The sequence below is a fragment of the Pseudomonadota bacterium genome, from assembly GCA_030860485.1.
In the GTDB taxonomy this organism is placed as follows: domain Bacteria; phylum Pseudomonadota; class Gammaproteobacteria; order JACCXJ01; family JACCXJ01; genus JACCXJ01.
Genome location: JALZID010000058.1, coordinates 14,848 through 39,526, shown reverse-complemented (window position 1 = coordinate 39,526; position 24,679 = coordinate 14,848). Strand labels below are relative to the sequence as shown.

Here is a 24,679-nt window from a genome sequence, read left to right as displayed (position 1 = left end):
GTCGGCCACGACGCCCAGGCGTTGATGTGCCTCTACCCTGGCCCCGAGCGGGGTGAGCGTGCGCAGGATGCCGCTCTGCGGTGCCCGTACCCAGCCGCTCGAGCGGCCCTCCAGAGGTTCGATGCGGGGCTGCCGGGTACGCAGGGGCGGCAGCATCCGGAGATAGCGCATTACCGACAGGACGCCGTGTACGCCGACCCGGATCGCGACCTCGTCGAAGCGCAGGGCTTCGCCGGCCTCGTAGACCACGATCGGGATCCCGCGGCGCGCCAGGGCCCGGCGGATCGAGCCGTCCACGAGCGCCGTGTTGATGAGCACCGGGGCGTCGAAGGCGCGCGCCATGCGCATGGTCTCCGGATCATCGGTGCAGGCGCGCACCTGGGGCAGGTTGTGGCGGTGGATAGCCCCGGTGTGGAGGTCGATCCCGTGCGTGCAGAGCGCCGCGATCTCGCTGAAGAAGACGTGCGCGAGGCGCGCCGCCAGGGGCCCCTTCTCCGAGCCAGGAAAGCAGCGGTTGAGGTCGCGGCGGTCGGGTAGATAACGCGACTGGTTGATGAACCCATAGACGTTTACCACCGGGACCGCGAGCAGCGTGCCTATGAGGCGCTCGATCCCCTTGACCCCTAGCACGCGCCGGATGATCTCTACGCCGTTGATCTCGTCACCATGGATGGCCGCGCACACGAAGAGGCGCGGGCCCGGCCGGCGGCCGTGCAGCACCCGAACCGGGATGGTGAGGGCGGCGTGGGTGTAGAGATGGGGAACCGGCAGATCGATGAGCCGGCGCTCGCCGGCCGGGATCTCGACGCCGCCGATGTGGATGGGGGGCTGGGTCAGCGCCGTGTCCATCAGCCGCTGCCGCGCGTGCGGGTGCGGCCGGTGCGGGCGAACTTCTCGGTGAACTCGACGATCATCCCGGCGATGTCCTTGTCGGAGGCCCGCTCGATCCCCTCGAGCCCCGGCGAGGAGTTGACCTCGAGGACCAGCGGCCCGTGGTTGGAACGGAGGATGTCCACGCCGGCGACGTTGAGCCCCATGGTCTGGGCCGCTCGCACCGCGGTCGAGCGCTCCTCGGGGGTGATCTTGGCCAGCATCGCCTCCCCGCCGCGGTGCAGGTTGGCGCGGAACTCACCGGCCCGGGCCTGGCGTTTCATGGCCGCCACGACCTTGTCGCCGACGATCATGCAGCGGATATCGCTGCCCCCCGCTTCCTTGACGAATTCCTGGACCAGCACGCTGGCCTTGAGACCGAGGAAGGATTCGATCACGCTCTTGGCGGCGTTGTGGGTCTCGGCCAGCACCACCCCCATGCCCTGGGTGCCCTCCAGGAGCTTGATGACCACAGGCGTTCCGCCCACCATCTCGATCAGATCGGCGATATCGTCGGGTTTGTGGGCAAAACCGGTCACGGGCAGGCCGATGCCCTTGCGCGACAGGAGCTGGAGCGCGCGCAGTTTGTCGCGCGCCCGGCTGATGGCCACCGATTCGTTCAAGGGGTAGACGCCCATCATCTCGAACTGGCGCAGGACCGCGGTACCGTAGGAGGTGACCGAGGCCCCGATGCGCGGGATCACGGCGTCGAACCCCCCGAGGTGCTCGCCCTTGTAGTGGATGCTCGGGCGGTGGGAGGTGATGTTCATATAGCAGCGCAGGACGTCGAAGACCCACGCCTCGTGCCCGCGCGCCCGGCACGCCTCGACCAGCCGCCGGGTCGAGTACAGCCTGGGGTTACGGGACAGGATGGCGATCTTCATGCTCGGGGCCGCCATGGGTGGGGGGAAACCTTTTTCTATAGGCATGACCCAGCGCGCGCCCGCCCAGGTACGATCGGGCTGGGTCTACGATCAGTCCACCCTGCATCATGGCGCTGCGGCCGATGAGGAGCCGGAACAGCATGTCCTCGCGATTGGTCAGCGTCAACTCGATGGGCCATTCCCGATCCCGATAGGCGAGGGCGGTGCGGATCACATAGCGCCGCTCGCGGTGGCCGCCCGAGTCGCTCACGGTGCGGAGATCGATGACCTCCGCGACGCAGGGCAGGACGATATCCCCGCGCCCTTGCAGGGGGTGTATCCAGAATCGCACGTGGGCCCGTCCATCCTCATCGTAGCGCTCCAATCGGAAGGTGTGTAGCGCCGAGGTGCGCGCGCCGGTGTCCATCTTGGCCTTGATGGCCGGGATGCGAAGCGCAGGCAGGGCCAGCCACTCGCGCCATCCGACGGGCGTGGATGGCGCCGGCTCGCCGATCGGCGATCGGCCGATCGGGGATCGATGCTCCTCCTGTCCGGGACGCGCGGGGTGTGAGCGGGGTTTAGGCAACCGTCTGCGGGCCGTCACGTGCTCAGTCGCGAAAGATGTTGTCTTCGACCCTGGGGCTCGGGGTGAAAACGCCCGGGTGAAAAAGTGTTTCGGCGAGATCGTGTTGTCCTTCTTATAACCCACGCATGCTGGTAGATCAATCACGACGGGGCCTGATCGCAACGGGGAAGTCGTGAATGCGGGCGAATCACGATAGGGCGCCCCGCCGCGGGGCGGTGGTGGGGTTCGGGGCCGCGCGGCTCGGATCAGCCGGTCTCCCGCGCGCGGGACTGGATCCGATACAGGGTCGCATAGACGCCCTGCTGGCGGATCAGGTCCTCGTGCCGGCCGAGCGCTTCGATGCGGCCGTTCTCGAGCACGATGATGCGATCGGCTTTTTCGATCGTGGACAAGCGGTGGGCGATGATGAGGCAGGTGCGTCCTCGGCGCAGGGTCTCCAGGGCCTCCTGGATGTGGCGCTCGGAGGCCGCGTCGAGCGACGAGGTCGCCTCGTCCAGGATCAAGACCGGGGCGTCTTTCAGAATGGCGCGGGCGATCGCTAGGCGCTGGCGCTGCCCTCCGGAGAGGCGCACCCCATTCTCGCCGACCAGCGTCTCGAGGCCGTCGGGTAGCTCCCGCACGAACTCGAGGACATGCGCCGCCTGGGCGGCCTGCAGGACCTCGGCGGTCCCGACACCGCGCAACGCACCGTAAGCGATGTTGTTGCGGATCGAATCGTTGAACAGCAGGATGTCCTGGCTCACCAGGGCGATGTTGCGGCGGAGCGACGTCAGGCCGAGATCGGCGATGTCGATCCCATCCAGAAGGATGCGGCCCTCCGTGGGGAGATAAAAGCGCGGGATCAGATTGACCAGGCTCGACTTGCCGCTGCCCGAGGCCCCGACGAGCGCCACCGTCTCACCGGCCTCGATGGTGACGGAAACCGCGGTGAGGGCGTGCGCCCGGCGGTGCAGATAGCGCAGGCCCACCTCCGAAAACACGATCTCCCCGCGCGCGCGCGCGATCTCGACGCCGCCGAGATCGGGCTCCAACCCCTCGTCGATCAACTTGAATACGCTGTGGGCGGCGGCCAGTCCCCGTTGCAGGTGCTCGTTGATGCCCGTGATGCGCTTGACGGGCGGCAGCAGCAGGGTCATGCCGGTGAAAAAGGCCACGAACTCCCCGACGCTCAGCTGGCCCGCCGCCGACTGGGTAGCGGCCAGATAGGTGACGATGGCGAGGACGATGGCGACCAGGATCTGGACGATCGGGACGTTGGCCGCCGAGGTCGTCACGACCTTCATGGAATAGTGGCGAGTGCGGTTGATGGCGGTCTGGAAGCGGGCCAGCTCGTAGTCCTGACCGCCGAAGACCTTGACCGTCTTCTGGCATTCGATGGTCTCCTGTGCGATCTGGGTGACGGCGGCCATGGATTCCTGCACCCTCTGGCTCATTACCCGCAAGCGCCGGCCCGCGAGGCGTACCGCGAGCCCGATGAGCGGGGCCATGAACAGGATGGTGATGGCGAGCCGCCAGTTCAGGTACAGGAGATAGGCGATGAGCCCGACGACGGCCAGGGCGTCCTTAACCAGCACGGTCAGGCCGCGGGTGGCGGCCTGAGCGACCTGGGCGACGTCGAAGGTGATCTTCGAGATCAGCTCGCCGGAGCCGGTATCGTCGAAGAAACGGGTCGGCAAGGCCACGAGGCGCCGGAACATCTCCGCGCGCAGGTCCATGACGACCTTTTGCGCCACCCAGTTGACGGCCACATCACCCGCGTAGGCGACCGCGCCGCGAACCATGAACAACAGGACGATGAGCATCGGGACGGTGAGCCGGGCGGCGGCGTCGCGCGCGACGAAGGTGCCGTCGAGTAGCGGCTGCAGGAGCGCCGGCAGGGCCGGCTCGGTAGCGGCCAGGACCACCATGCTCGCGATCGCGATCGCGAAGGTCCGGCGGTAGGGTAAGACATAGCGCAAGAGCCGTCGATACAGCTCCGCGCCCGAGAGCGGTGGACCCGCGCTCATGCCCGCCGCCGTGGGGAGTATTCTTTTGCGCGGCGCAGTATCGGCATCGTGGCGATCGGGGGGCGGAGCCTCGCCATTATAGTCGCTCCCCGTCGATGGCCCGGATGTCGGGGCCGACATACAATGGCCCGGGGCGCAGCATAGCGGGGGAGGGCGGGGTCCCGTGTCGAAAAAACATCCGATCGTCGCGGTCACGGGGTCGTCCGGGGCGGGGACCACTTATATCCGGCGCGCCTTCGAAAACGTCTTTCGGCGCGAGCACATCAAACCGGCGATCATCGAGGGGGATTGTTTTCACCGCTATGACCGCGCCGCGATGCAGGCGGCGGGCGACAAGGCCATGGCCGGCGGAGGACGCCTCACCCATTTCGGGCCCGAAGGCAACCTGTTCGAGGAGCTCGAGTCGCTGTTCCGGGGCTACTCCGAAGACGGCCACGGCCGGCGCAGGTATTACGTCCATAACGAGGCGCAGGCGGCCTTGCACCACCAGCCGCTCGGCACCTTCACACCCTGGGAGTACCTCCCACCCGACACCGATCTGTTGTTCTACGAAGGGCTGCACGGGGCGCTGGTGAGCGACGAGTACGACGTCCTGCGCTACGTCGATCTCAGCATCGGCGTGGTCCCCATCATCAACCTGGAATGGATCCAGAAGATCGACCGCGATCGGGCCGTGCGCGGCTACAGCACCGAGTCGGCCACGCGCATGATCCTGAGCCGCATGCATGACTACGTGCACTACATCACCCCCCAGTTCTCCCGCACCGACATCAATTTCCAGCGAGTACCGACGGTCGATACCTCGAACCCGTTCGCTGCGGAGGAGATCCCGGGGGATGAAGAGAGCTATGTCATCATCCATATCCGCAACATGAAGAAGCTGCGGGTGGATTTCCGCTACCTCGTGGAGGTCCTGGCCGGGGCTACCCTGTCGCGCCACGATACCCTGATGATCCCGGCCGGGAAGAAGGTCCTTGCCATCGATCTCATCCTGGCGCCGGTCTTCCAGCGCATGCTGAAACAGCGGCGGCGTGCAGCGTGACGCGCAGGCCTCGATCGGCCGCGCCGGATGACCAGAGCCCCTTCCCCCAGCCCGTATCTCGCTTGTGCCCGGCCATTTCCCCAAGCTCACCGAGTGGCCGAGTGCGGCTAGACCGGTGGCGCACTTCTCGGTTGTGCGTGTCGGGGAGCACGCCTTCGGCAAGAACACCACCCCTTGACACGCGAATGAGAAGCATTATCATTTGTCGGTATGAGCATGCCCGACAGACCCGAGCGGAGGCGAAGCGTCTGGGAGGGCGCGGGGACCCGCGACACGACGGCCCCGAAGCGCCGGCTTACGAGCCGCGATCTGCTGGCCGGCCGGCACGAGGTCATCATCGAGCATGCCGGGCAGGAGTACCACCTGCGCCACACACGGGCCGGGAAGCTGATCCTGACCAAGTAGTCGTTATCTGGTCAACTAGTCCAACGAGACGCGAGCCACCGCGTGCCCGACGGCACGAGGCAGCCAGCCCGAAACGTCGGGAGGCTGTCATGTGTCGAGTCGAGTCGCTTTGCCCGTCTTGATGTGGTCGATCTCCGCCGCCAGCGGGGAGGAGCCTCCGGCGGACCAGCCCGTCATCGAGCTGGAGGTGGTCACAGTCACGGCCACCACGACGGAGCGTTCGGCCTTCGAGGTCCCGGCCTCGGTGAGCATCGTCGGTTCCGAGCGCATCGAATCGGAGCAGCCGCAGCGCATCGATGACCTGCGGGAGGAGTTGCCGAACGTCGAGGTCGTATCGGGTCCGAGGCGGATCGGCGAGACGGCCAACATCCGCGGCGTCGACGAGGCACGCATCGTCACCACCATCGATGTGGCGCGGCAGGATTTCAACCTAGGCCATCAAGGCCGGTTCTTCATCAATCCCGGTCTCCTGAAACAGGTCGAGATCTTCAGGGTCGATTTCGGAATCGATAACCTGAGCGACAAGTCGTACCGCCGCCACCTTTTGCTCATCGATGAGGCCGGGCGGAATTTCAAGGTCTCGGTCTCTTCGTGGTTTTGATGGGGAGGCGATCCCCGATGCACGCACCGTCCACCAGACCTTCGGTATTGATCAACGATCTGGAGCTATTGCACGCGGGGCTGGGGGTGCTCATGGCCCACTACCGCCTGCCATGACGACGCGGTCCGGCCCTGCCTCGCACTCCGCATCAGCCGCCAGTTGCGGATCATCGCCGAGCACAGGGACCTGCCGGACTGGGGCTTGCGGCCCCTCTATCGGACGATGGCGGCGCGCTGGCAGGTGCGTGCGATCCAGGGCTCCCGTGTCCGACGCGGCCGCCGAATCCACATCCATCCTTGGAAGACGCCCTCTGGGAGGGGCCGTATGACCTCATCGTGAACGGTGAGGCCGGATCGGTGTACAAGGGCCTCGCGATCACGCCCTTTTCCTCCGGCAACCGCCTCTACGCCGCCAACTTCGGCCTGCGCCGCATTGACGCCTTCGATGGCGCCTATCAACCGATACTGAACGGCGCCTCCGCGCGCCCCGCCGATGGCTTGAAAAGCGGGCGGTAGAAGGGATACCTGCGCGGCCAGGATCGGCAGGCCAACCAGATTGATGGCCTCTGGGGGCTCGCGTTCGGCAACGGCGCGAGCCTCGGACGTGCGAACTTCTTCTATTTCACCGCCGGGCCGAACGGCGAGGCCGACGGCCTGTTCGGCAGCCTGCACTTCGTGGATCAGCGAGGGGAGGGCGGGTATCGCGATGGGATGGGGTCCTTTATAGCCCGACCAAGCGAACGCGCCGGCGTGTTGCGACCCGCCGATGCGCCAGATGCAAATGCGAATCGACATCGTTATCGTCTATGGTATACTCCCGCCATGGTCTCCAGCGGACACCCGTTCACAGTTCGGCCCTTGACCTTGGGTCACCTCTCTGCGGGGGAGGTGGCGGTGATCCTCTCGGTGCCCGCGCTGACCTCGGCCTTGTTCCAGCGTTTTGCGGCGCGCGGGATCCTGCCGGGCGTGGAGGTCACCCTGTTGCAGCAGGGCGACCCCATCGCCGTACGGCTGGAAGAGACGCGCTGGGCCATCAGCCGGGCCGAGGCCGACCAGATCGAAGTCGCTTTGATCGGCGGGCGCTAGCCGCGTCACTGTCGCGCCTGCGGGAAGTGCCGCGGGGCAGGCCCGACCCCATGACTCCCCTCCGCACTAACTTAGGGCCGATACGTCAATGACCACCCTGGCCGATCTGGCGCCCGGTCGCTCTGGGACCATCGCCGGGTTCCGCGAGTCGGGTCCGGTGGTCCATCGCCTGATGCAACTCGGCGTGATCGAAGGACAGCCCTTCACCGTCGTCCGCACCGCCCCCATGGGTGACCCCATCGAGATCGAGATCCTCGGCTACGCCTTGTCCCTGCGTCGCAGTGAGGCGCGGGTCGTGCTCGTGTCGGAGGTGGCGTGAACCCTGCCGAGCCCGGCCGCGTGTCGCCGGAGCCTCCTCGTGTCATGGCCGCGCGCGAGGGCGGGCCCAGAAGTTATATAAATAAAAAAGTGGTGGTCGCCATCGGCAACCCCAATGCCGGCAAGAGCACGGTCTTTAACGCCCTGACCGGGCTGCGCCAGAAGGTCGCGAACTATCCGGGCGTCACGGTCGAGCGTCACGCCGGGACGCTGCGCCTCGCGGGCGGCGATGCCGAGCTCGTCGATTTGCCGGGGACCTATTCGTTGGCCGCGCAGTCCCCCGATGAGATGGTGGCCGTCGATGTGCTCCTCGGGCGCATCCCCGAGCTCGGCCGGCCCGCGGTGGTCCTGGTGGTCATGGATGCCTCGAACCTAAGGCGCAACCTGTACCTGGCCAGCCAGGTCCTGGAGCTCGATAGACCCGTGGTCATCGCCCTCAACATGATGGATCTGGCGCGTAGCAAAGGGATCGCGATCGACGTCGAGCGACTGGCAGCGCGCCTCGGCGTCCCGGTGGTCCCGCTGGTGGCGTCGCGCGGGGAGGGCATCGATACCCTGCGGCACGTCCTCGGTGTGGCCTTGGAGAGCCGGGACCGCGAGTCGCTGATCGTGGCACCCGAGCTACAGGCGGCGGCACAAGCTCTGTGTGAGGATTTGCGGGAGGCGGGCCGGGTGGTGGCTGCCTATGAGGTCGAGCGAGCACTCATCGATGAAGGCGGGTACGCGGAGACGCGTCTGTGTCGCGAGCACGGCGCTTCGACCCTGGCGCTGCTTCGCGGGGTCCGGACAGGACTCGCGGCGGAGGGATCGGTCGCGGCGCTGGAGACGCGCCGGCGCTACCACTGGATCAACCACGTGGTGGCGGCGGTGGAGCGCCGGGTGCCGAGGGGCCCGACCCAGAGCGACCGGTTGGACCGGGTGCTCAACCACCCCGTGGCCGGCAGCCTGGCGTTTCTCCTCTTGATGGCAGCCGTGTTCCAGTCGGTGTTCTTCTGGGCGCAACCGCTCATGGACCTCATCGATGAGGCCACCCGCACCGCGGGCGCGCTCCTCGCCGAGCGCCTGCCGGAGGGCGCCGTGGCGAGCCTGCTCGTCGATGGGGTCATCGCCGGGGTCGGGAGTGTCGTGGTGTTTCTGCCGCAGATCGCCATCCTCTCGGCCTTGATCATCTTCCTGGAGGACACGGGCTACATGGCGCGTGCGGCGTTTCTGGTCGATCGTCTCATGCGCCTGTGCGGTCTGTCCGGCCAGTCCTTTATCCCTATGTTGTCCAGCTTCGCCTGTGCCGTGCCCGGGATCATGGCGACCCGCGTCATCCCCAATCCCCGCGATCGCCTGGCCACCATCCTGGCGGCGCCGTTCATGACCTGCTCGGCGCGTCTGCCGGTGTACACCCTCTTGATCTCCGCCTTCGTGCCCCCCACGCACTATGCCTATGGGCTCTTGAACCTCCAGGGGCTGGTGTTGCTGGGGCTCTACCTGCTCGGGATCGCCGGTGGCGTCGGTACGGCCTGGCTCATGAAGAGGACGCTCTTGCGCGGCCCGACCCCGAGCTTCCTCATGGAGCTGCCGCCGTATCGCCTGCCGCAACTGCGCTCCGTCGCGATCAAGCTCGCCGAACGGCTCAAGGTGTTCCTGACGCGCGCCGGCACCATCATCTTGACCGTGTCCGTGGTGATCTGGGCGCTCGTCTATTTCCCGCATCCTCCGGCGCTGCACGCAGGTTTCCAAACCGAGCGCGGTGTGGCAGAAGAGAGCCTGGCTGGGGACCCCCTGGAGCGGCGCCTGGCGGAGCTGGACCGGCAGGAATCCGCGGCGTACCTGGAGCAGAGCGCGCTGGGGCGCCTGGGAAGGGTGATCGAACCCGTGTTCTCGCCGCTCGGATGGGACTGGAAGGTGACGGCCGCGGTGATCGCTTCTTTCCCGGCCCGCGAGGTGGTGATCGCGGTCCTGGGGACGATCTATGCCGTGGGCGCCGAGGTCGAAGCAGAGGACGCCGGGTTGATCCAGCGCCTCCAAGGATCGGCCTGGCCGGACGGGCGCAAGGTGTTCTCGGTATCGGTGGCGGTCGGGCTCATGCTGTTCTATGCCTTCTGCCTCCAGTGTACGGCCACCGTGGCCGTGATCCGGCGCGAGACCAACTCCTGGCGCTGGGCCGGGTTCGCCTGGGTCTATATGACGGGTCTCGGGTATCTGGGCGCCCTCGTGTCGGTCGAGGCCGGCCGCTTCCTTACGTAGTTGGGCTCGATGGACCCTGCGACACAAGAGTATCTGGCCCTGGCATTGGTCGCCGCCATCGTCGGCGTCTTCTTTTATGCACGGCGGTATCGGCGCCGTCGGCCGGGGACCGGCGGGACCGCCTGCCACGGGTGTGAGGGGTCGTCGCGCGGCGATGCTGAAGGCACCACCCGTACGCTGGTCTTCCTGCCGCGTCGCACGAAGTCCTCCAAACGCCGCTAATCGCCGGCGTATGACCCGGACGGTCCCTGTGGCTATAATGGGCGGAAAAACAGGGAGGACCCGGCGATGCGCTCGATACTGGTGCTGAACCCGAAAGGTGGCTGTGGCAAATCGACCTTAGTGACCACCCTCGCCGGCTATTACGCCGAGCGCGGGAAGTCGGTGGTGCTGGCCGATTTCGACCCGCAGGGGTCGAGCATGGACTGGGTGGCGGGGCGACCGGCCGATCATCCCCCGATCCGGGCGGTGGCGGCCTGGGAGGAACCGCTCAGGGTCCCCAAGCACACGGACTATGTGATCATCGACTCGCCGGCCGCCATCCATGACCACCGGGTGCTGGGGGATCTCCTGCGCCGTGCACAGTCGGTCATCATCCCGGTACTGCCGTCACCGATCGATATGCGCCACGCGGCCCGCTTCGTCGCAGAGATGATGGAGTTGCGGCGCGTAGTCAATCAGGAGGTCAAGCTCTGCACCGTGGCCAACCGGGTCCGCGACCACACGCTCGCGGCCGTGAGCCTGTCCGGGTATCTCCAGTCGCTGAAGCTGCCCGACGGCCACAAGTTGCCGTTCCTCACCGTGTTGCGCGCCAGCCAGAACTACGTGCATGCCGCCGAGCGCGGGTTGAGCATCTTCGAATTCGCCCGCTCCGCGACCCTGCCGGACCGAGAGCAGTGGGAACCGGTGTTGCGCTGGCTCAACAGTACGAGGAGTCAGCCGTGATCACGCGGGGCGGTGCGGATCTCTCGCACTGACCGTCCGCCGCGTGGCATTTACCGTCTCCGTCCGGCCGAGCGGGCACCGCTTCGAGGTGCAGGCGGGCGAGGCCATCCTCGATGCCGCCCTGCGCCAGGGGATCCGGTTGCCCTACGGGTGCCGTAACGGTGAGTGTGGCTCCTGCAAGGGCCGGGTGCAGAGCGGGGAGATCACCTATCCCCAGGGTGAGCCCCCCGCATTGCACCCGCGGGAGCAGGCGCTCGGCTATGCCATCGTCTGTCAGGCACACGCTCGCAGCGACCTCACGCTCGAGATCCGCGAGATCGATTCCCTGAACCGGATCCCGATCAGGACCCTGCCTTGCCGGGTCGCGCGCCGCGAACCGCTCTGCCAAGACGTGATGGGGCTGTGGCTGCGCCTGCCGAAGGCCGAGCGCCTCCAGTTCCTGGCGGGCCAGTACGTCGATGTCCTGCTGGCGGATGGACGCAGTCGCTCGTTCTCGCTCGCCAATGCCCCTGAGGATGATCAGTTCCTGGAGCTGCATGTCCGCCATTATCACCACGGGGCGTTCTCCGACTTCGTGTTCTCCGGGATGCACGAGGGGACCCTCTTGCGGATCCGGGGTCCGCTCGGCGGCTTCGTGCTGGACGAGGGATCGCGGCGCCCCATCATCTGTATCGCCGGCGGGACGGGTTTCGCGCCGATCAAGGGGCTCATCGAGCATGCCTTCGCCCAAGGGACGGATCGCCCGCTCCATCTCTACTGGGGCGCCCGCAGCCGAGAGGATCTCTATCTCGATGGCCTCGCGCGCGGCTGGGCGGAGCGACACGCCCAACTGCGTTATACGCCCGTACTCTCGGACCCGAGCCCCGACGAGCCCTGGTCCGGGCGGACGGGGCTCGTACACGAGGCGGTGCTCGAAGACTTCGAAGCACTCGGGGAGTACGAGGTCTACGCCAGCGGGCCGCCGCCCATGGTCGAGGCCATCCGCGCCACTCTGCCGAGCAAGGGGCTGGACCCGGGGTATCTGTACTCCGATTCCTTCGAGCGCGCCAGCGACGCACGGCCCGCGTAGCGCCGAGCACGACTACTCGAGCTCAAGAGTGAGCCTGACCTCGACCGTTTCGAAGGCTTTGGATCGAGAAGGGTTTCATCATCCCGCGCGCCTGGTATGCTTAGAACCATGAACCCTGAATTTGCTCCACTCTTCGAGCTGAGTCGTGCAGAACGGCTGCAGCTCGTTGAAGACTTGTGGGACAGCTTGGCAGAGGAGAGCGAAGATCTGCCCGTGCCAGACTGGAAGGCAAGTGAACTGAGACGCCGCAAGGAGCAGTTCGCCCGGAACCCCGGCTCAGGCCAGACCTGGGAAGCAGTGAAACAGCGGGCGCGTTCCGAGCATGACTGAGCGTGTCGTCTTCACGCCCGAAGCAGACGACGACATCGCAGAATCCTACCGTTGGTACCAAGATCGAGAGCCGGGTCTCGGAGAGGAGTTCTTGCGGTGCATCGGAGCGTGCGTAGAAAATATCCAGCGTCATCCTCTTCTGTACCGAGTCGCCATTGACGACTTTCGGCGCGCATTGGTTCGGAGATTTCCCTTTGAAATCTTCTACGAACCGACAGACGAAGGTATCGTCATCTATTCCGTTTTCCATTGCTCTCAAGACCCAGCGAAATGGAAGAAACGTCTGAGGCGCAGGTGATGGAGGAACAACCCATGAGGATTGAGACGACCCGTTTCAATCGGCCCACAAACCGCCGAGATTGAACGCGATGGCGTCGAACGGGAGGGCCTCCACTTCGTCCTCGTTCTCGAAAACCCCGAGCAGCAGCCAGCGGCCACCGGCATTCTGGTAGACCTCCAGGGTTCGCTGGTCCGGGTCCAACAGCCACAGATGTCTCACGCCGCTGCCGGCGTAGATCGGCATTTTCTTCACCCGGTCCTTGCGGGCAGTACCCGGCGACAGCACCTCGCACGCCCAGTCCGGAGCCAGCTCGAACCACGCCGTGTCCGGCAAGCTCGGCATCCGCTCCCGCCGCCAGCCCGCAAGATCCGGCACCAGGATATGCGGCCCCAGGTGCAGTTCCGGCTCGTCCAGGATCCACCAGCCCCCGGGTCCGCCATCCCCCGCATCGAACGGCCCCGTCAGCTTGCCGCCCACCACCGACGATGCGCGCGCATGGCGCGGCGCGGGCCGCGGCTGGGTATAGAGCTCGCCGGCGATGATTTCCCCAACCAGGTGTTCCGGTAGGTCGATGATGTCTTGATAGGTCGCGGGTTTGGGCTCTGGATGGGCCATGGTCGTGTGCTCGCCCTGTCGATAGTCGGATCGGGTCGCCGGGATGACCGGAGCGGCCGGGCGTTCGAGGCCTGTGTTCGAGCGGATTGTAGCAGGGGCTAAGCGCCGGTTTTCTCTGGCGGCGTCATACCGCCTCGATCGGTGCGCCTGGTATGCTTAGAAAGATGAATCTTGAATTCGCTCCACTCTTCGAACTAGGCTAGAGTCATGCAGAAATGGGCCGCGTTTGAAGAGGTTTCGACGTTTTCATCGACGTAGCTTGTGGGCCCCGCTGACCGACGCTTTCACGTGTTCGACCAACTCGTGGTCGAATTTGCCGGACAGATGACGATGGATGTCGATCAGATCACTCACCTCGAACAACGCGGCGACGATTGAGACAAGCTGCTGCCGCATAGTCTCGAAGTCGGAACTACGAAACGCGTCTAGAGGCGTTGCGAGTGCCCTCTCGTACTTTCCGATGCGCGTCGGCACATGCCGAATGCCTGAGCTATTCAACCATTCCACCGCGCCCCGGCGGCCACCCAAAGTCCCCCACTTGTGGCCACCCCAAAATCCCCCACCCTGAGCTGACATAGACGCCGCTGATCGGCGGCGCGTGGCGGCGGGACGTTACGGTGCTCCCTCCCAACGTGAGGGGGGCCAGGAGTGAACGTCGTTATCCGACGTGCGACACCGGTGGGATCAAGACTCGCGCGATCACTCCTGAGGTCTGGGCCACTCCGCTGGCCGATCGTCGGCCGGTGAACTAGGCGGCGCGGGGTTGGCTGGTAGCGCGGCGATCCAGGAGTCATCCGCCGCGCGCGGGGGGCTCTCGCTAGGCTCGCTTTGGTCATGATCGCCGGACTCCGAGACCTCGGATGAAAATGGTGCCGCGGGACCGCCTTCTGATCCGGTCGCGGCGGTCCCCGACGGCTGGCTCGGATCACGGCTCTCGGGATGCGCCCTCGCCCCGCGGCGACCGCGCCGGCGACCGCCCCGTCCACCGCGGCGCGAGGGCCGCGAGGTGCTTCGCTCCGGGGTCGCCGCGGCCTGTCTCGTTTCTTCCGGAGGAGGTGCAGCGGTCGTTGTTTCGCTGGCCGTTTCTTCGTCACGAGCGGATGGCGGCGGCGCGCCGGCATCGCCTTCCACGACCTCGGACGCCCGATGGGGCGGGCGTGGACGCCCGCGGCGCGGGCCGCCTCCCCGCGCGGGACGGCCACGCCGGTGATGCGGCCCTTGCTCGGCGCCCTCGCGTGTGGGGGCAGGTGCCTCGGGCTCGATCAGGTCCACGGGCGCCGACTTGGCGGCCGGAGCGTCGGGGTCCACACCCGGCTCCGACCGATCCTCTCCGAACAAGCTGGAAAACAGCCGGCGAATGAAACTGCCGTGACCGACGGACTTGGATTCGAAGGACAGCGGCAGCGGGGGGGGCGGCGGGTGGGGCGCAGGGGTATCGCGTAAGATGTCCTTCACCGCCGGCCCCTCGGTGGGGCGCATGTCGCCCGTCCCGACCTCGATCTCGGCGGCCGGAGTCCGGCTGATGAGTTGATAACTGGCCTCGCGGGGGCCTGCCAAGGCGAGGTCCTGGTGGCGGATCCGCTTGAGGTCGTATTGCGGCGTCTCGAGGTTGGGGTTGGGTAGCACCAAGACCCGGACGTCTTGGCGGGACTCGATGCCGCCGACCTCCTGGCGTTTCTCGTTGAGCAGGAAAGCGGCCGCCTCGACCGGCAGCTGCACGACCAGCTGGGCGGTGGAGTCCTTCATGGCCTGTTCTTCGATGATCCGCAACACCGACAGCGCCAGGGACTCGACCCCGCGGATGGTGCCCTGCCCATCGCAGCGCGGGCACACGATGTGGCTGTACTCGGTCAGCGACGGGCGCAGGCGTTGGCGCGACATCTCCAAGAGACCGAAGCGCGAGATGCGGCCGATTTGGACCCGCGCGCGATCCATCTTGAGGGCCTCCCGGAGCCGGTTCTCGACCTCCCGCTGGTTCTTCTGGCTGGACATATCGATGAAGTCGATGACGATGAGACCCCCGAGGTCCCGCAGCCGCAACTGCCTCGCGACCTCGTCGGCGGCCTCCAGGTTGGTGTTGAACGCGGTCTCTTCGATGTCCGCACCGCGCGTGGCGCGTGCCGAGTTGATGTCGATGGTGATAAGTGCCTCGGTGGGCTCGATCACGAGCCCCCCTCCGGAGGGCAGCGCGACCTCGCGGCCGAAGGCGGTCTCTATCTGGCTCTCGATCTGGTAACGACTGAACAGCGGGACGCTATCCTCGTAGAGCTTGAGCTTGCGGAGGTTCTGGGGGGTGACCTGCTGCATGAATTCGCGGGCCTTCTCATGGAGGGCCGGGTCGTCGATCAGGATCTCCCCGATGTCGTTGCGCAGGTAGTCTCGGATGGCGCGGATGATGACGTCCTGGTCTTTGTAGATGAGGAAAGGCGCCGTCCGCGATTGGGCCGCCTCGTCGATGGCGCGCCACAGGCGCAGCAGGTATTCGAGGTCCCACTTGAGCTCTTCGGGGCCCTTGCCGGTGCCCGCGGTGCGCAGGATGAGGCCCATGCCCTCGGGGATGTCGAGGCTGCTTAGGGCCTCGCGGGCCTCTTCGCGCTCGTCCCCCTCGATCTGGCGGGACACGCCCCCGGCGCGCGGGTTGTTGGGCATGAGCACGAGATAACGGCCGGGCAGGCTCACGAAGGTCGTGAGCATGGCGCCCTTGGTTCCGCGCTCGTCCTTCTCGACCTGCACGACCAGATCCTGGCCTTCTCGCAACACCTCCTTGATGTTGAGCCGCGAGCCCGAGCGAGGCGGCTCCAAGAACAGTCCGCGCGCGACCTCCTTCAGTGGCAGGAAGCCGTGCCGGTCGCTACCGTAGTTGACGAACGCGGCCTCCAGGCTCGGTTCGATCCGGACCACGCGGGCCTTGTAGATATTGGATCGGCGCTGTTCTCGTCCTACCGCCTCGATGTCGAGGTCATACAGGCGTTGCCCCTCCACGAGGGCCACCCGCAACTCCTCGGGGTGAGTTGCGTTGATCAACATTCGTTTCATGTTGTTGGTATCCTAATAGGCGCAGGTCGTGGCGATGGACGGCGCCCGAGCGGCGTTCGATACCGCCGTCGATCCCGGCCCCAAGGCTGCCAGGCCGGTTCATCATGGCCCGGTTCATCACGGCAATAGCCCGAAGTCGGATCGTTCGCCCACGCCCGCTGGTCCGCTCACAGCGCGGACAGCGCCCGCACAGGTTTTTAGACGGGTCATAAGGGATCGGTTCGGCTCTAAAGAAGACCACACCCTCGCTCAAGGCGTTGAACGGACCCGGGCCGGATCCCGTGGGTCATGCCCGCCGCACCGGCGGGTGACCCAGGCATAATGCAAGGCAGCGCTCTGCGCGGTCCCTTCCAGGCGAGCGGCTGCTTCGGTTCGTTTACGCCGAAGCCGGACTGCGCGCTCACCTGCTACGGATAGCTCGTGCCCTGGTTCCGGGACCGCCAAGCGCGATGTTACCTGGGAGCATCGACGTTTGCTCGACCGCGATCCCGCCATGGACGTGCTTCCGACCGGCAGGCCCCGGCGGCGCGCCCCGCTCGCCCTAGCGGGGCAGACCGGATTATGTCAGCTTAAGGTACTATAACAACGATACCGTCATGCAGCAATCGACAGCGATGGTCACCCCGCCGGAAGCGACAGTGCCGGCAACCCGGCAGGTACGCCAGATGGAGGTCACGCCCGAGCACGCCGGCCGGCGCATCGACAATTTTCTGGCGTCGGTCCTCAAGGGGGTCCCGAAGAGCCGCATTTACCGCATGCTGCGAAGCGGTGAGGCGCGGGTCAATGGCGGTCGGGTCACGCCCGCTTATCGAATATGTCCCGGTGACCGGCTGCGCATCCCTCCGGTCTATACGGAGGCTCCTCCGAACCAAGGGCGTGACATCCCGGAATGGCTGAAGACCGCGCTGCGAGACGCCGTGGCCTACGAAGACCCGGATCTCCTCGCGCTGGCCAAGCCCGCGGGCGTGGCCGTTCATTCCGGCACCGGGGTGAGCTTGGGGCTCATCGAGGCGCTCCGGGCGATGCGCCCGGAGGAGCGCTATTTGGAGCTGGTGCATCGGCTCGACCGTGACACCTCGGGCTGCCTCTTGGTGGCGCGGCGCCCCGAGGCGTTGCGCGCGCTCCACGGGATGCTGCGCGCGGGCCGGATCGAAAAGACCTATCTCACCCTCCTGCGGGGTCGCTGGCGGGGTGGGGCGGAGGTCGTGGACCTCGGCCTGCGTCGGGACGTGCTGAGGTCCGGCGAGCGAATGGTCGGTGTCGCGACGGACGGAAAGCCCGCACGTACCGTGTTCGCCCCGCGCGAGCTGTTCCGGAGCGCCAGTCTCATGGAGGCGCGTTTGATCACCGGCCGCACCCATCAGATCCGGGTTCACGCCATGGAGATCGATCACCCGATAGCAGGCGATGCCAAGTATGGAGACAAGGGATTCAACCGGGTGATGCGTGACCTGGGGCTGCGGGACCTGTTCTTGCACTCGCACCGCATCTCATTGGTTTCACCCAGCTCGGGGGCGCGCATCTCGATCGTGACGGAACTGCCGGCGGCACTCCGCGGGGTCCTCCAGGCGTTGCGTGCGGCCGACCGTCATCTTATAGAGGAATAACCCAGATGGATGACCCATCCGCTTCGAGACCGGAACCGATCCCCGAGCAGGGCTTCGAGCGCAAGCTCGTCTCCGATCTGCTCTCCGCCGCGGTGACGGAGCGGCGCCGGGCGCGTCGCTGGGGGATCTTCTTCAAGTCGTTGCTCGCCGTTTACCTCGTGACCTTGCTGGTCCTCTCTCTGTCCAACGGTCAATTGCCCACATCGCTTTCGGGAGAGTGGCATACGGCCCTGATCGACATCGAAGGGGTCGTCGGTTCGGACCCCGAGGCCAGCGCGGACAATGTGGTTACGGGCCTGCGCAAGGCCTTCGAGGACGCCAGGACCAAGGGCGTGATCGTGCGTATCAATAGCCCCGGGGGCAGCGCCGTCCATGCCGGCTACGTCAACGACGAGGTCTATCGCCTGCGGGCGAAGTACCCGGACATCCCTGTCTACGCCGTGATCACGGACGTGTGCGCCTCGGGCGGTTACTACATCGCCGTCGCGGCCAACCGGATCTTCGCCGACAAGGCCAGCCTGGTCGGGTCCATCGGCGTGGCCATGCGCAGCTTCGGCTTCGTCGGGACGCTCGATCGGCTCGGCATCGAGCGGCGGCTATGGACGGCCGGTGAGCACAAGGCCTTCCTGGACCCGTTCTCGCCCGCCAAGCCCGAGGACGTGGACCACCTCAAGGGGGTATTGAGCCAGGTGCACAGCCAATTCGTCGATGTGGTCAAGAAGGGCAGGGGTGAGCGCCTGAAAGACGACCCGAGCCTCTACAGCGGGCTCGTCTGGACCGGCGAGGAGGGGGTAGCGCTCGGGCTCGTGGATGCCCTGGGCAGCAGCAGTTATGTGGCCCGCGAGGTGATCGGGGCCGAGGATATCGTCGATTTCACTCACGAAGTGCCCTTACTGGAGCGCCTGTCGGATGGCATCGGGGGGGCGGTGGCCAAGGTTCTGGCCAGGAGCGTGCCGGTCGTACAGTGATCCCTGGCGGCCGAGGGCGCCGGGGCTTGGATTCCGGTCACAGACCGCAGCGCGCCTCCATTTCCCAAGACGCGAGAGGCTTTGTTGAGGCGCGCATCGAAGCAGGCGAAGACGAGCGGTTCTTGAGTGACCGCCATTGCGCGATGAGCGGCGGCCGGCGCCTCGCGCGCGGCGCGAGAACGGGGCGAACACCTCGGCCCATGCGATCCGGCAAACCGCTACCACCTCGGACGCCGCCACTAGCCCTGTGACCGTGGCGCTCTCCGCCTCGACCACGTAGAGCTTTACCAAGGCGGAGGTATCGCAAAATAGGATCACCCCCGATCCTCCAGCACCAACGGGCTGACTGGCCGCCCGGCATCGGAAAGATGCACCTCGGCCCCGGTCGGCTTGCCGCCACTCCATTGCCCTGCCCCGGTCGCCAAAAGGCGTAGGGCGCGAGCCCGCGCCATTCATTGGCGGTATGATTCTATCATGCCTGATTACCGTCGCGCCCATGTGCCGGGTGGTACCTATTTCTTCACCGTCAACGCCTATCGGCGCCAAACGTTGTCACCGATGCCGATGTGCGCTCGGCCTGCGGAAAACGATCGGAACGCTTCGTTTGACCCATCCGTTTGTGATCGAGGCTTGGGTGTTGCTGCCCGACCATATGCATGCCCTCTGGAGATCGCCTCCCGGAGACGAGGATTTTCCCCACCGCTGCCGCTGGCATGTCATTAAAGCGGATGGTCACGCAGCGCTGCCGCTGTGCGCCGTCATCTGGGCGAAGCCGTCGGAGGCATCCACTCGCGCCTCGCTTCTCCCGGCTACAGACGAACCACGGGCACGCCGGATTGGCGTGCCCGTGGGGCAATGGTTGCCGGGTCGAGCAACCCTCGATCAGGGGGTGTTCTCGTGGCACAGGACGGCCTTGCCCTTCGAGACGGGGACGCCGGTCGCGTCGGTCACTACCACCTTGACGCCCACGCGGCTGCCGATCGGGCAGCCTCCGTCCACCCACCGCCGGTCGTCGAACTGGGGTGCGTGCCGGCCGTTGATGTACCAGCGGATGTCTACAGGTGGCACGGATCCGGTGATGGTGATGATACAGCTGAAGTAGCCGTCCCCGGACTCGCAGTGCGGGCCGCTGACTGTGGGATGTGCCTCGGCGGGAGGGGAGACCGCCAGCGTGGCCGAGACCGCGGCCAGCGCCATCGCGGCCCGCGCCACCGCGGCCCGCCGGCCGGTTCGGTTTCTTCTGTTCATCTCTCTATCCTCCTTATGCGAATTCAGAGCTACTGGGTTTAAGGTAGCGTAAGCGGGCATAGATATCTTTTTCACGTTCATGTTGATGCACTCCTATAGCATGTTCATCACAAGGTGATGTGAGTGACTCTTTGCCATTGTTGGTTTGGCTAGCGTCACTACGTTTAGGTTGAGACCTTGTTCCGTCCCCTCCCGAATTCATATTTCCCGGAAACGGGAAAAGGTTCACTCGATTCGCTTCTGTCCGTTCTCCCGGGGCATCTGACGCCCTGCAAGCGGACGAATGTGCCGCCTGAGACGAAAGAACTCTGACCTTGTTCAATGGCGTCAACCCGTCCCGGTGCCGAAAACCCAGCTTGCGCCGTTGCCGCGAAGAAAAGAGCACCACCGGGGAATAGTTCAACGAAGTAGTAGATCACGCATCCCATGACGGGAAAGGCCATGATAATAAAGATCCACCAATACGGCCGACCCGTCTTCAGGGCGTGAAGCGCAAAACAGAACTGAATCAGTATGACAACCGCTGCAAGAATCGGGATGGCAAGTCTCCGTAGGCAAACGCGCCAATTGTGGCTCAGTTATGCATCGAGCTCTCGTGAAATCTAACGAGTTGATTAGACAGAATCCGAAATTAGTGTGCTAGGCAGAATCCACCTAGCACTGGATCCGGATTCTGTGTAGCATCGCCTTCGATCGCGTGGTTCGGCGGATCAAGCAACGAGTTTCTCCGTTGCTCTCGTCCGCCGCGATGTCGGCAGACACCCCCCCCAATAATATATATATAGAGGAGGGGCCCGGGCTTACGGCGCAACCATCGCGCCACCAGCAGAGCTACGAATGGTCGTTAGTGATCAAGACGTTGCAATGGATCACGCGGGGCCGCTGCCGTGCGTGGCGAGCGTTTGCACGAGTCGGTTGCAACACTACGTTGCAACTGCAACCTCATGACTCGGAGTCCTTGATGAGACCCAGGCGCTGCATATGACGCCAGAGTGTCGTCCGATGCACGCCCAGATAAGCTGCGGTATGCCCTACATGCCATCGATTTGCGTCGAGCAGGCGCTCCAGGGTAGGCCCATCCAGCTCCGCGCAACACACCGCGGTAACCAAAGTTCCTAGGTGGCGGTCCTCCGGCATCCTGCGCCGGCGATCGCCACGGCGGCGCTCGGGAAAAGGCTCTCCTATCCCACAATCGTTAAGGAACTGGGGCAGATCGGGGGCCCGGAGCACATCGGTTTGCGCATGGACGGACGCGTATTCAATGGCGTTCCGTAGCTCACGCACGTTGCCCGGCCAGCCATGGTGCATGAGAACCTCCATGGCCTCGGTGCTGATCTCCGCTGCCCCTCGGCGCGACCGGCGCCCAAGCTCGTCCAGGAAATAGCGGGCGAGGAGCGGGATGTCTTCCCGCCGGTCGCGGAGCGGAGGTAGCTCGATCATGGCGACGTTGAGGCGATAGTAGAGGTCGCTGCGAAATCTCCCGGCGCCCACTTCGTCACGGAGGGGTTTGTTGGTAGCGGCAAGGATGCGTACATCGACGTTGCGCGCCCGATGGCTGCCGACCGGTTCGACGCACTTGGTCTCCAGAACCCGCAGGAAACGGATCTGCACCGCGGGCGAGATGTCGCCGATCTCGTCGAGAAACAGGGTACCGCCGTGCGCAGCCTCGAATCGCCCGGTGCGTTCCTGGAATGCCCCGGTAAACGCCCCCTTCACGTGGCCGAAGAGCTCGCTTTCGACGAGGCCATCCGGGAGACCACCACAGTTGACGCAGAGGTAGGGCCCGGATCCTCGCCTGCTCAGTCGATGCAGCGCCATAGCCACCAGCTCCTTGCCGGTACCCGTCTCTCCGTAGATGAGGGTCGTGGTGTCGGTCGAAGCAAGCCGCCGGATTTGGTCGTGGACTCGCCGCATGGCCTCGGATCGGCCGAGCGGCAAGGGGAGATCGGACAGCTGGAGCCATTGCTCCGACCTGTCCGTGACCTGCGCGCTTACTATTTTCATGGAAACACTCTGAGGCTGAGCAGTTTCGCCCGCCCGTGCGACGAGACGCTGTGTGCGTCGAGGATCCCATGGCGGCGCAGCCTGCGCCGTGGACTACTTCACAAAAAGCTTGTGAAATAGTAGCGGGAGTCGGCCATTCCGGTTTAGGCGGGTTTCGCGTGATTCATGGACCGGGGTCCCTCGCGCCGGCCGGCACCTCCACACCCTCAACACCGAGCATGCCGACCAGGCGGATGAGCGGCAAGCCGATGAGGGCGGTCGGGTCTTCGCCCTGCATGCGGCTCAAGAGCGAGATCCCCAGCCCCTCCGAGCGCAAACTCCCGGCGCAGTCGTAGGGGGCATCGGCGTGCAGATAGGCGTCGATGTGGTCGTCGCCGAGCTCACGCACCCACACCCGATAGGGAATACAGTCGATCTGCACGCGACCCGTGGCCGCGTTCAACAGGCAGAGGCCGGTGAGGAACTCGACCCGCCGACCGCTCTGGGCCCGTAGCTGGCGGCGCGCGGTTTCGAAGTCCAGAGGCTTGTTCAAGACCTCCCCAGCGCACACCGCCACCTGATCGGAGCCTATGATCAAGGCCCCCGGATGGCCGCTCGCTACTGCTTGGGCCTTGGACCGGGCGAGCCGCTCGACCAGCCTGGACGGGGCCTCGCCCGCGTGGCGGGTCTCATCGACCGCCGGCCGGGCGACCGTGAACGGCAGCCGCAGGCGCGCCAGGAGCAAGCGGCGATGGGCCGAGGACGAGGCCAGCACCAGCCGCCGCCGCATGCCGAAGGACCGCTACGGCGCCCGCAACGCCAGCACCGGGCCCTCCGTGGTCCCGGAGACGCGCAGCCGACAGGGAATATGGCGATTCCAAAGCATCCGTCTCTACTCCCGGCAGTGGCAGGGTCGGTTGGCCGCGGCACCCGCGGACAGGGCTTATCCGCGCGCCGCAAGCCGCGCATAATATGCTACGGGAGTCGCGTGTCGGACAATCGTCCGATCGGCGGCGAGCCGCCTCTGCCAATGAACGAGACCTACATCCAGGAGCTACGCCAGCAGATGCTGGCGGACATTGCCACGCACACGGCCTTCGCCCAGGAGTACATCGGCAAGAGCGCCCTCGACCCACGAGTCATGTCGGCGATGGCGCAGGTACCGCGGCACGAGTTCGTGCCCTTGGAGCTACAGCTCTATGCGTATGCCGATACGCCGCTCCCCATCGGTTTCGACAAGACCATTTCCCAGCCATTCATCGTCGCGCTCATGACCGATCTCCTGGATCCCCAGGAGACCGATGTGGTCTTGGAGATCGGGACCGGCCTGGGGTACCAGGCGGCGATCCTGTCCCGGTTGGTTCGCAAGGTGTGCAGCATCGAGAGCATCGAGGAGCTCTCCGCCCAGGCGCGCAAACGCCTGCAGCGCTTGGAGTACAGCAATGTCGAGACGCGATTGGGCGATGGGTACTACGGTTGGCCGGAGCAGGCGCCCTTCGACAAGATCATCGTGACCGCCGCCCCCGACCTCATCCCGCCGCCCTTGATCCACCAGATCAAGCGCGGCGGCAAGATGGTGATCCCGGCGGGGCTTTCCGAGTCGCAGAAGCTGATCCTCGTAGACAAGGACATGGACGGACATATCGGAACCAAAGAGCTATTGCCGGTGCGCTTCTCACAGCTCGACACCAACGAGACGGGGACCTTGTGCTAGCCCTGATCGATCACGAGGCTTCGCTGGGCAAGGGCTCGATAGGACGCGAGCGCGGCGCTAGAATGCCCGACCCATGAGTACGATGAGTGACCCGGCCCGTTGCGTCGACACCGGGCGATTGGCGTCGTTCAGAGGCCTTCGGCGCGTAGCGGCGTGGGTCTCACTAGCCGTGGTTTTCGGGGGCGTGAGCCCGGCTCGGGCGGACCTCGCCGAGGCCGAGGCCGCCTATAAGCGCCGCGACTTCGCGACCGCCCTGCGCCTGCTTACGGTGGAGGCCGAACGCGGGGACATCGACGCGCAGTTCCGGCTGGCGTTCCTGCACGCGAACGGCGAAGGGGTGGCGCCCGATCAGTCACAAGCCACCCGGTGGTTTCACCAGGCCACCGACAAGCTCGATCCCGGCGCCCAATTCAATGTGGCGGTGATGTACTTCGAGGGCAAGCTCCTGCCCAAGGACCCTGTTCTCTCGGCCTACTGGTTCCGCAAGTCGGCCGCGCGCGGCGACTCCGAGGCGCAGTTCAACCTCGGTCTCATGTATGACGGCGGGCTCGGCCTGCCCGCCGATCCAGTGGAGGCGGCACGCTGGTATCGGATGGCCGCCGAGCAAGGGCTCAAGTCGGCTCAGATCAACCTGGCCGTGATGTACCGCGATGGGCTCGGCGTCGCCCGTGACAACCGCCAGGCCTACGTGTGGTACGCGCTGGCCGCCGACCAGGACGACCCCGGGGCGGCCAGCGAACGCGATCGAATCGCGAAGCTCCTCACCCCGGAGGAGTATACCGAGGCCATCCGCCTGCAACACGAGCAGGAGATGCGCGGTTACGAGCCCCCCGGTTGAGCCGTCCCGCGCCCACCCGCTCGGTGACCGCT

General features: G+C 65.8%; 26 protein-coding genes. 16 read left to right on the top strand and 10 right to left on the bottom strand.

Going from position 1 to position 24,679, the window contains the following annotated elements; all coding sequences use genetic code 11:
* The 4 genes from M3461_03325 to msbA all read right to left on the bottom strand — a co-directional run.
* Positions 1 to 849: succinylglutamate desuccinylase/aspartoacylase family protein (locus tag M3461_03325; GenBank protein MDQ3773462.1), on the bottom strand; the 849-nt coding region annotated here is incomplete at its 3' end.
* Complete coding sequence (gene rimK / locus M3461_03320) at positions 849 to 1,754, bottom strand: 30S ribosomal protein S6--L-glutamate ligase (protein ID MDQ3773461.1); 906 nt, start codon at positions 1,752 to 1,754, stop codon at positions 849 to 851. The genes M3461_03325 and rimK, both read right to left, overlap by 1 nt.
* Complete coding sequence (locus tag M3461_03315; protein ID MDQ3773460.1) at positions 1,729 to 2,247, bottom strand: ATP-dependent zinc protease; 519 nt, start codon at positions 2,245 to 2,247, stop codon at positions 1,729 to 1,731. The genes rimK and M3461_03315 overlap by 26 nt, the downstream gene beginning before the upstream one ends.
* 317 nt (positions 2,248 to 2,564) lie before the next feature.
* Complete coding sequence (gene msbA / locus M3461_03310) at positions 2,565 to 4,325, bottom strand: lipid A export permease/ATP-binding protein MsbA (GenBank protein ID MDQ3773459.1); 1,761 nt, start codon at positions 4,323 to 4,325, stop codon at positions 2,565 to 2,567.
* A gap of 163 nt (positions 4,326 to 4,488) precedes the next feature.
* Between msbA and M3461_03305 the strand changes: the two genes are divergently transcribed.
* From M3461_03305 to M3461_03250, 12 genes are all read left to right on the top strand, one after another.
* Entirely contained in the window at positions 4,489 to 5,367 is an 879-nt protein-coding gene (locus M3461_03305) for a phosphoribulokinase (GenBank protein MDQ3773458.1), read from the top strand.
* Positions 5,368 to 5,583: 216 nt separating this feature from the next.
* Positions 5,584 to 5,772: a hemin uptake protein HemP gene (locus tag M3461_03300; protein ID MDQ3773457.1), complete on the top strand. Its 189-nt coding sequence runs from the start codon at positions 5,584 to 5,586 to the stop codon at positions 5,770 to 5,772.
* 109 nt (positions 5,773 to 5,881) lie between these two features.
* Complete coding sequence (locus tag M3461_03295; protein ID MDQ3773456.1) at positions 5,882 to 6,373, top strand: TonB-dependent receptor; 492 nt, start codon at positions 5,882 to 5,884, stop codon at positions 6,371 to 6,373.
* A gap of 296 nt (positions 6,374 to 6,669) precedes the next feature.
* Positions 6,670 to 6,888, top strand: coding sequence for a hypothetical protein (locus M3461_03290; protein MDQ3773455.1), 219 nt, complete (start codon positions 6,670 to 6,672; stop codon positions 6,886 to 6,888).
* Positions 6,889 to 7,194: 306 nt separating this feature from the next.
* A complete protein-coding gene (locus M3461_03285; protein MDQ3773454.1) occupies positions 7,195 to 7,458 on the top strand; it encodes a ferrous iron transport protein A in 264 nt (87 codons plus the stop codon).
* Between the two features lie 88 nt (positions 7,459 to 7,546).
* Positions 7,547 to 7,777: a ferrous iron transport protein A gene (locus tag M3461_03280; GenBank protein ID MDQ3773453.1), complete on the top strand. Its 231-nt coding sequence runs from the start codon at positions 7,547 to 7,549 to the stop codon at positions 7,775 to 7,777.
* The gene (feoB, locus tag M3461_03275; GenBank protein MDQ3773452.1) at positions 7,774 to 10,014 is read left to right on the top strand and encodes a ferrous iron transport protein B; all 2,241 of its coding nucleotides are present in this window, start codon (positions 7,774 to 7,776) and stop codon (positions 10,012 to 10,014) included. The genes M3461_03280 and feoB overlap by 4 nt, the downstream gene beginning before the upstream one ends.
* A 9-nt stretch (positions 10,015 to 10,023) precedes the next feature.
* Positions 10,024 to 10,236 carry a hypothetical protein gene (locus tag M3461_03270; protein MDQ3773451.1) on the top strand — a complete coding sequence of 71 codons (213 nt, stop codon included), beginning with the start codon at positions 10,024 to 10,026 and terminating at the stop codon, positions 10,234 to 10,236.
* Between the two features lie 66 nt (positions 10,237 to 10,302).
* Positions 10,303 to 10,959, top strand: coding sequence for a ParA family protein (locus M3461_03265; protein MDQ3773450.1), 657 nt, complete (start codon positions 10,303 to 10,305; stop codon positions 10,957 to 10,959).
* Between the two features lie 43 nt (positions 10,960 to 11,002).
* On the top strand, positions 11,003 to 12,028 hold the full coding sequence (locus M3461_03260; GenBank protein ID MDQ3773449.1) for a CDP-6-deoxy-delta-3,4-glucoseen reductase: 1,026 nt from the start codon (positions 11,003 to 11,005) through the stop codon (positions 12,026 to 12,028).
* A gap of 108 nt (positions 12,029 to 12,136) precedes the next feature.
* The gene (locus M3461_03255; GenBank protein ID MDQ3773448.1) at positions 12,137 to 12,358 is read left to right on the top strand and encodes an addiction module protein; all 222 of its coding nucleotides are present in this window, start codon (positions 12,137 to 12,139) and stop codon (positions 12,356 to 12,358) included.
* Entirely contained in the window at positions 12,351 to 12,656 is a 306-nt protein-coding gene (locus tag M3461_03250; GenBank protein MDQ3773447.1) for a type II toxin-antitoxin system RelE/ParE family toxin, read from the top strand. The genes M3461_03255 and M3461_03250 overlap by 8 nt, the downstream gene beginning before the upstream one ends.
* A 36-nt stretch (positions 12,657 to 12,692) precedes the next feature.
* Here M3461_03250 and M3461_03245 read toward each other — a convergent pair whose 3' ends face one another.
* From M3461_03245 to M3461_03235, 3 genes are all read right to left on the bottom strand, one after another.
* Complete coding sequence (locus tag M3461_03245) at positions 12,693 to 13,253, bottom strand: Uma2 family endonuclease (protein MDQ3773446.1); 561 nt, start codon at positions 13,251 to 13,253, stop codon at positions 12,693 to 12,695.
* A 246-nt stretch (positions 13,254 to 13,499) separates the two neighbouring features.
* Positions 13,500 to 13,649, bottom strand: coding sequence for a hypothetical protein (locus tag M3461_03240; protein MDQ3773445.1), 150 nt, complete (start codon positions 13,647 to 13,649; stop codon positions 13,500 to 13,502).
* Between the two features lie 303 nt (positions 13,650 to 13,952).
* Entirely contained in the window at positions 13,953 to 16,289 is a 2,337-nt protein-coding gene (locus M3461_03235) for an Rne/Rng family ribonuclease (GenBank protein MDQ3773444.1), read from the bottom strand.
* 596 nt (positions 16,290 to 16,885) lie between these two features.
* Between M3461_03235 and M3461_03230 the strand changes: the two genes are divergently transcribed.
* Both M3461_03230 and M3461_03225 read left to right on the top strand, forming a co-directional pair.
* Complete coding sequence (locus M3461_03230; protein ID MDQ3773443.1) at positions 16,886 to 17,896, top strand: RluA family pseudouridine synthase; 1,011 nt, start codon at positions 16,886 to 16,888, stop codon at positions 17,894 to 17,896.
* Positions 17,897 to 17,901: 5 nt separating this feature from the next.
* Positions 17,902 to 18,864, top strand: a complete 963-nt coding sequence (locus M3461_03225) for a S49 family peptidase (GenBank protein ID MDQ3773442.1) — start codon at positions 17,902 to 17,904, stop codon at positions 18,862 to 18,864.
* An 882-nt stretch (positions 18,865 to 19,746) separates the two neighbouring features.
* Here M3461_03225 and M3461_03220 read toward each other — a convergent pair.
* The 3 genes from M3461_03220 to M3461_03210 all read right to left on the bottom strand — a co-directional run bounded on the left by M3461_03220 (position 19,747) and on the right by M3461_03210 (position 22,885).
* Positions 19,747 to 20,112, bottom strand: coding sequence for a hypothetical protein (locus tag M3461_03220; GenBank protein MDQ3773441.1), 366 nt, complete (start codon positions 20,110 to 20,112; stop codon positions 19,747 to 19,749).
* A gap of 942 nt (positions 20,113 to 21,054) precedes the next feature.
* Positions 21,055 to 22,116 carry a sigma-54 dependent transcriptional regulator gene (locus M3461_03215; GenBank protein ID MDQ3773440.1) on the bottom strand — a complete coding sequence of 354 codons (1,062 nt, stop codon included), beginning with the start codon at positions 22,114 to 22,116 and terminating at the stop codon, positions 21,055 to 21,057.
* A 163-nt stretch (positions 22,117 to 22,279) separates the two neighbouring features.
* A complete protein-coding gene (locus tag M3461_03210; GenBank protein ID MDQ3773439.1) occupies positions 22,280 to 22,885 on the bottom strand; it encodes a Maf family nucleotide pyrophosphatase in 606 nt (201 codons plus the stop codon).
* A gap of 276 nt (positions 22,886 to 23,161) precedes the next feature.
* Between M3461_03210 and M3461_03205 the strand changes: the two genes are divergently transcribed.
* Both M3461_03205 and M3461_03200 read left to right on the top strand, forming a co-directional pair.
* Positions 23,162 to 23,809: a protein-L-isoaspartate(D-aspartate) O-methyltransferase gene (locus tag M3461_03205; GenBank protein MDQ3773438.1), complete on the top strand. Its 648-nt coding sequence runs from the start codon at positions 23,162 to 23,164 to the stop codon at positions 23,807 to 23,809.
* A gap of 73 nt (positions 23,810 to 23,882) precedes the next feature.
* Positions 23,883 to 24,647 (top strand): sel1 repeat family protein, encoded by a 765-nt coding sequence (locus M3461_03200; protein ID MDQ3773437.1) that lies wholly within the window; start codon positions 23,883 to 23,885, stop codon positions 24,645 to 24,647.
* Positions 24,648 to 24,679: the final 32 nt, after the last annotated feature.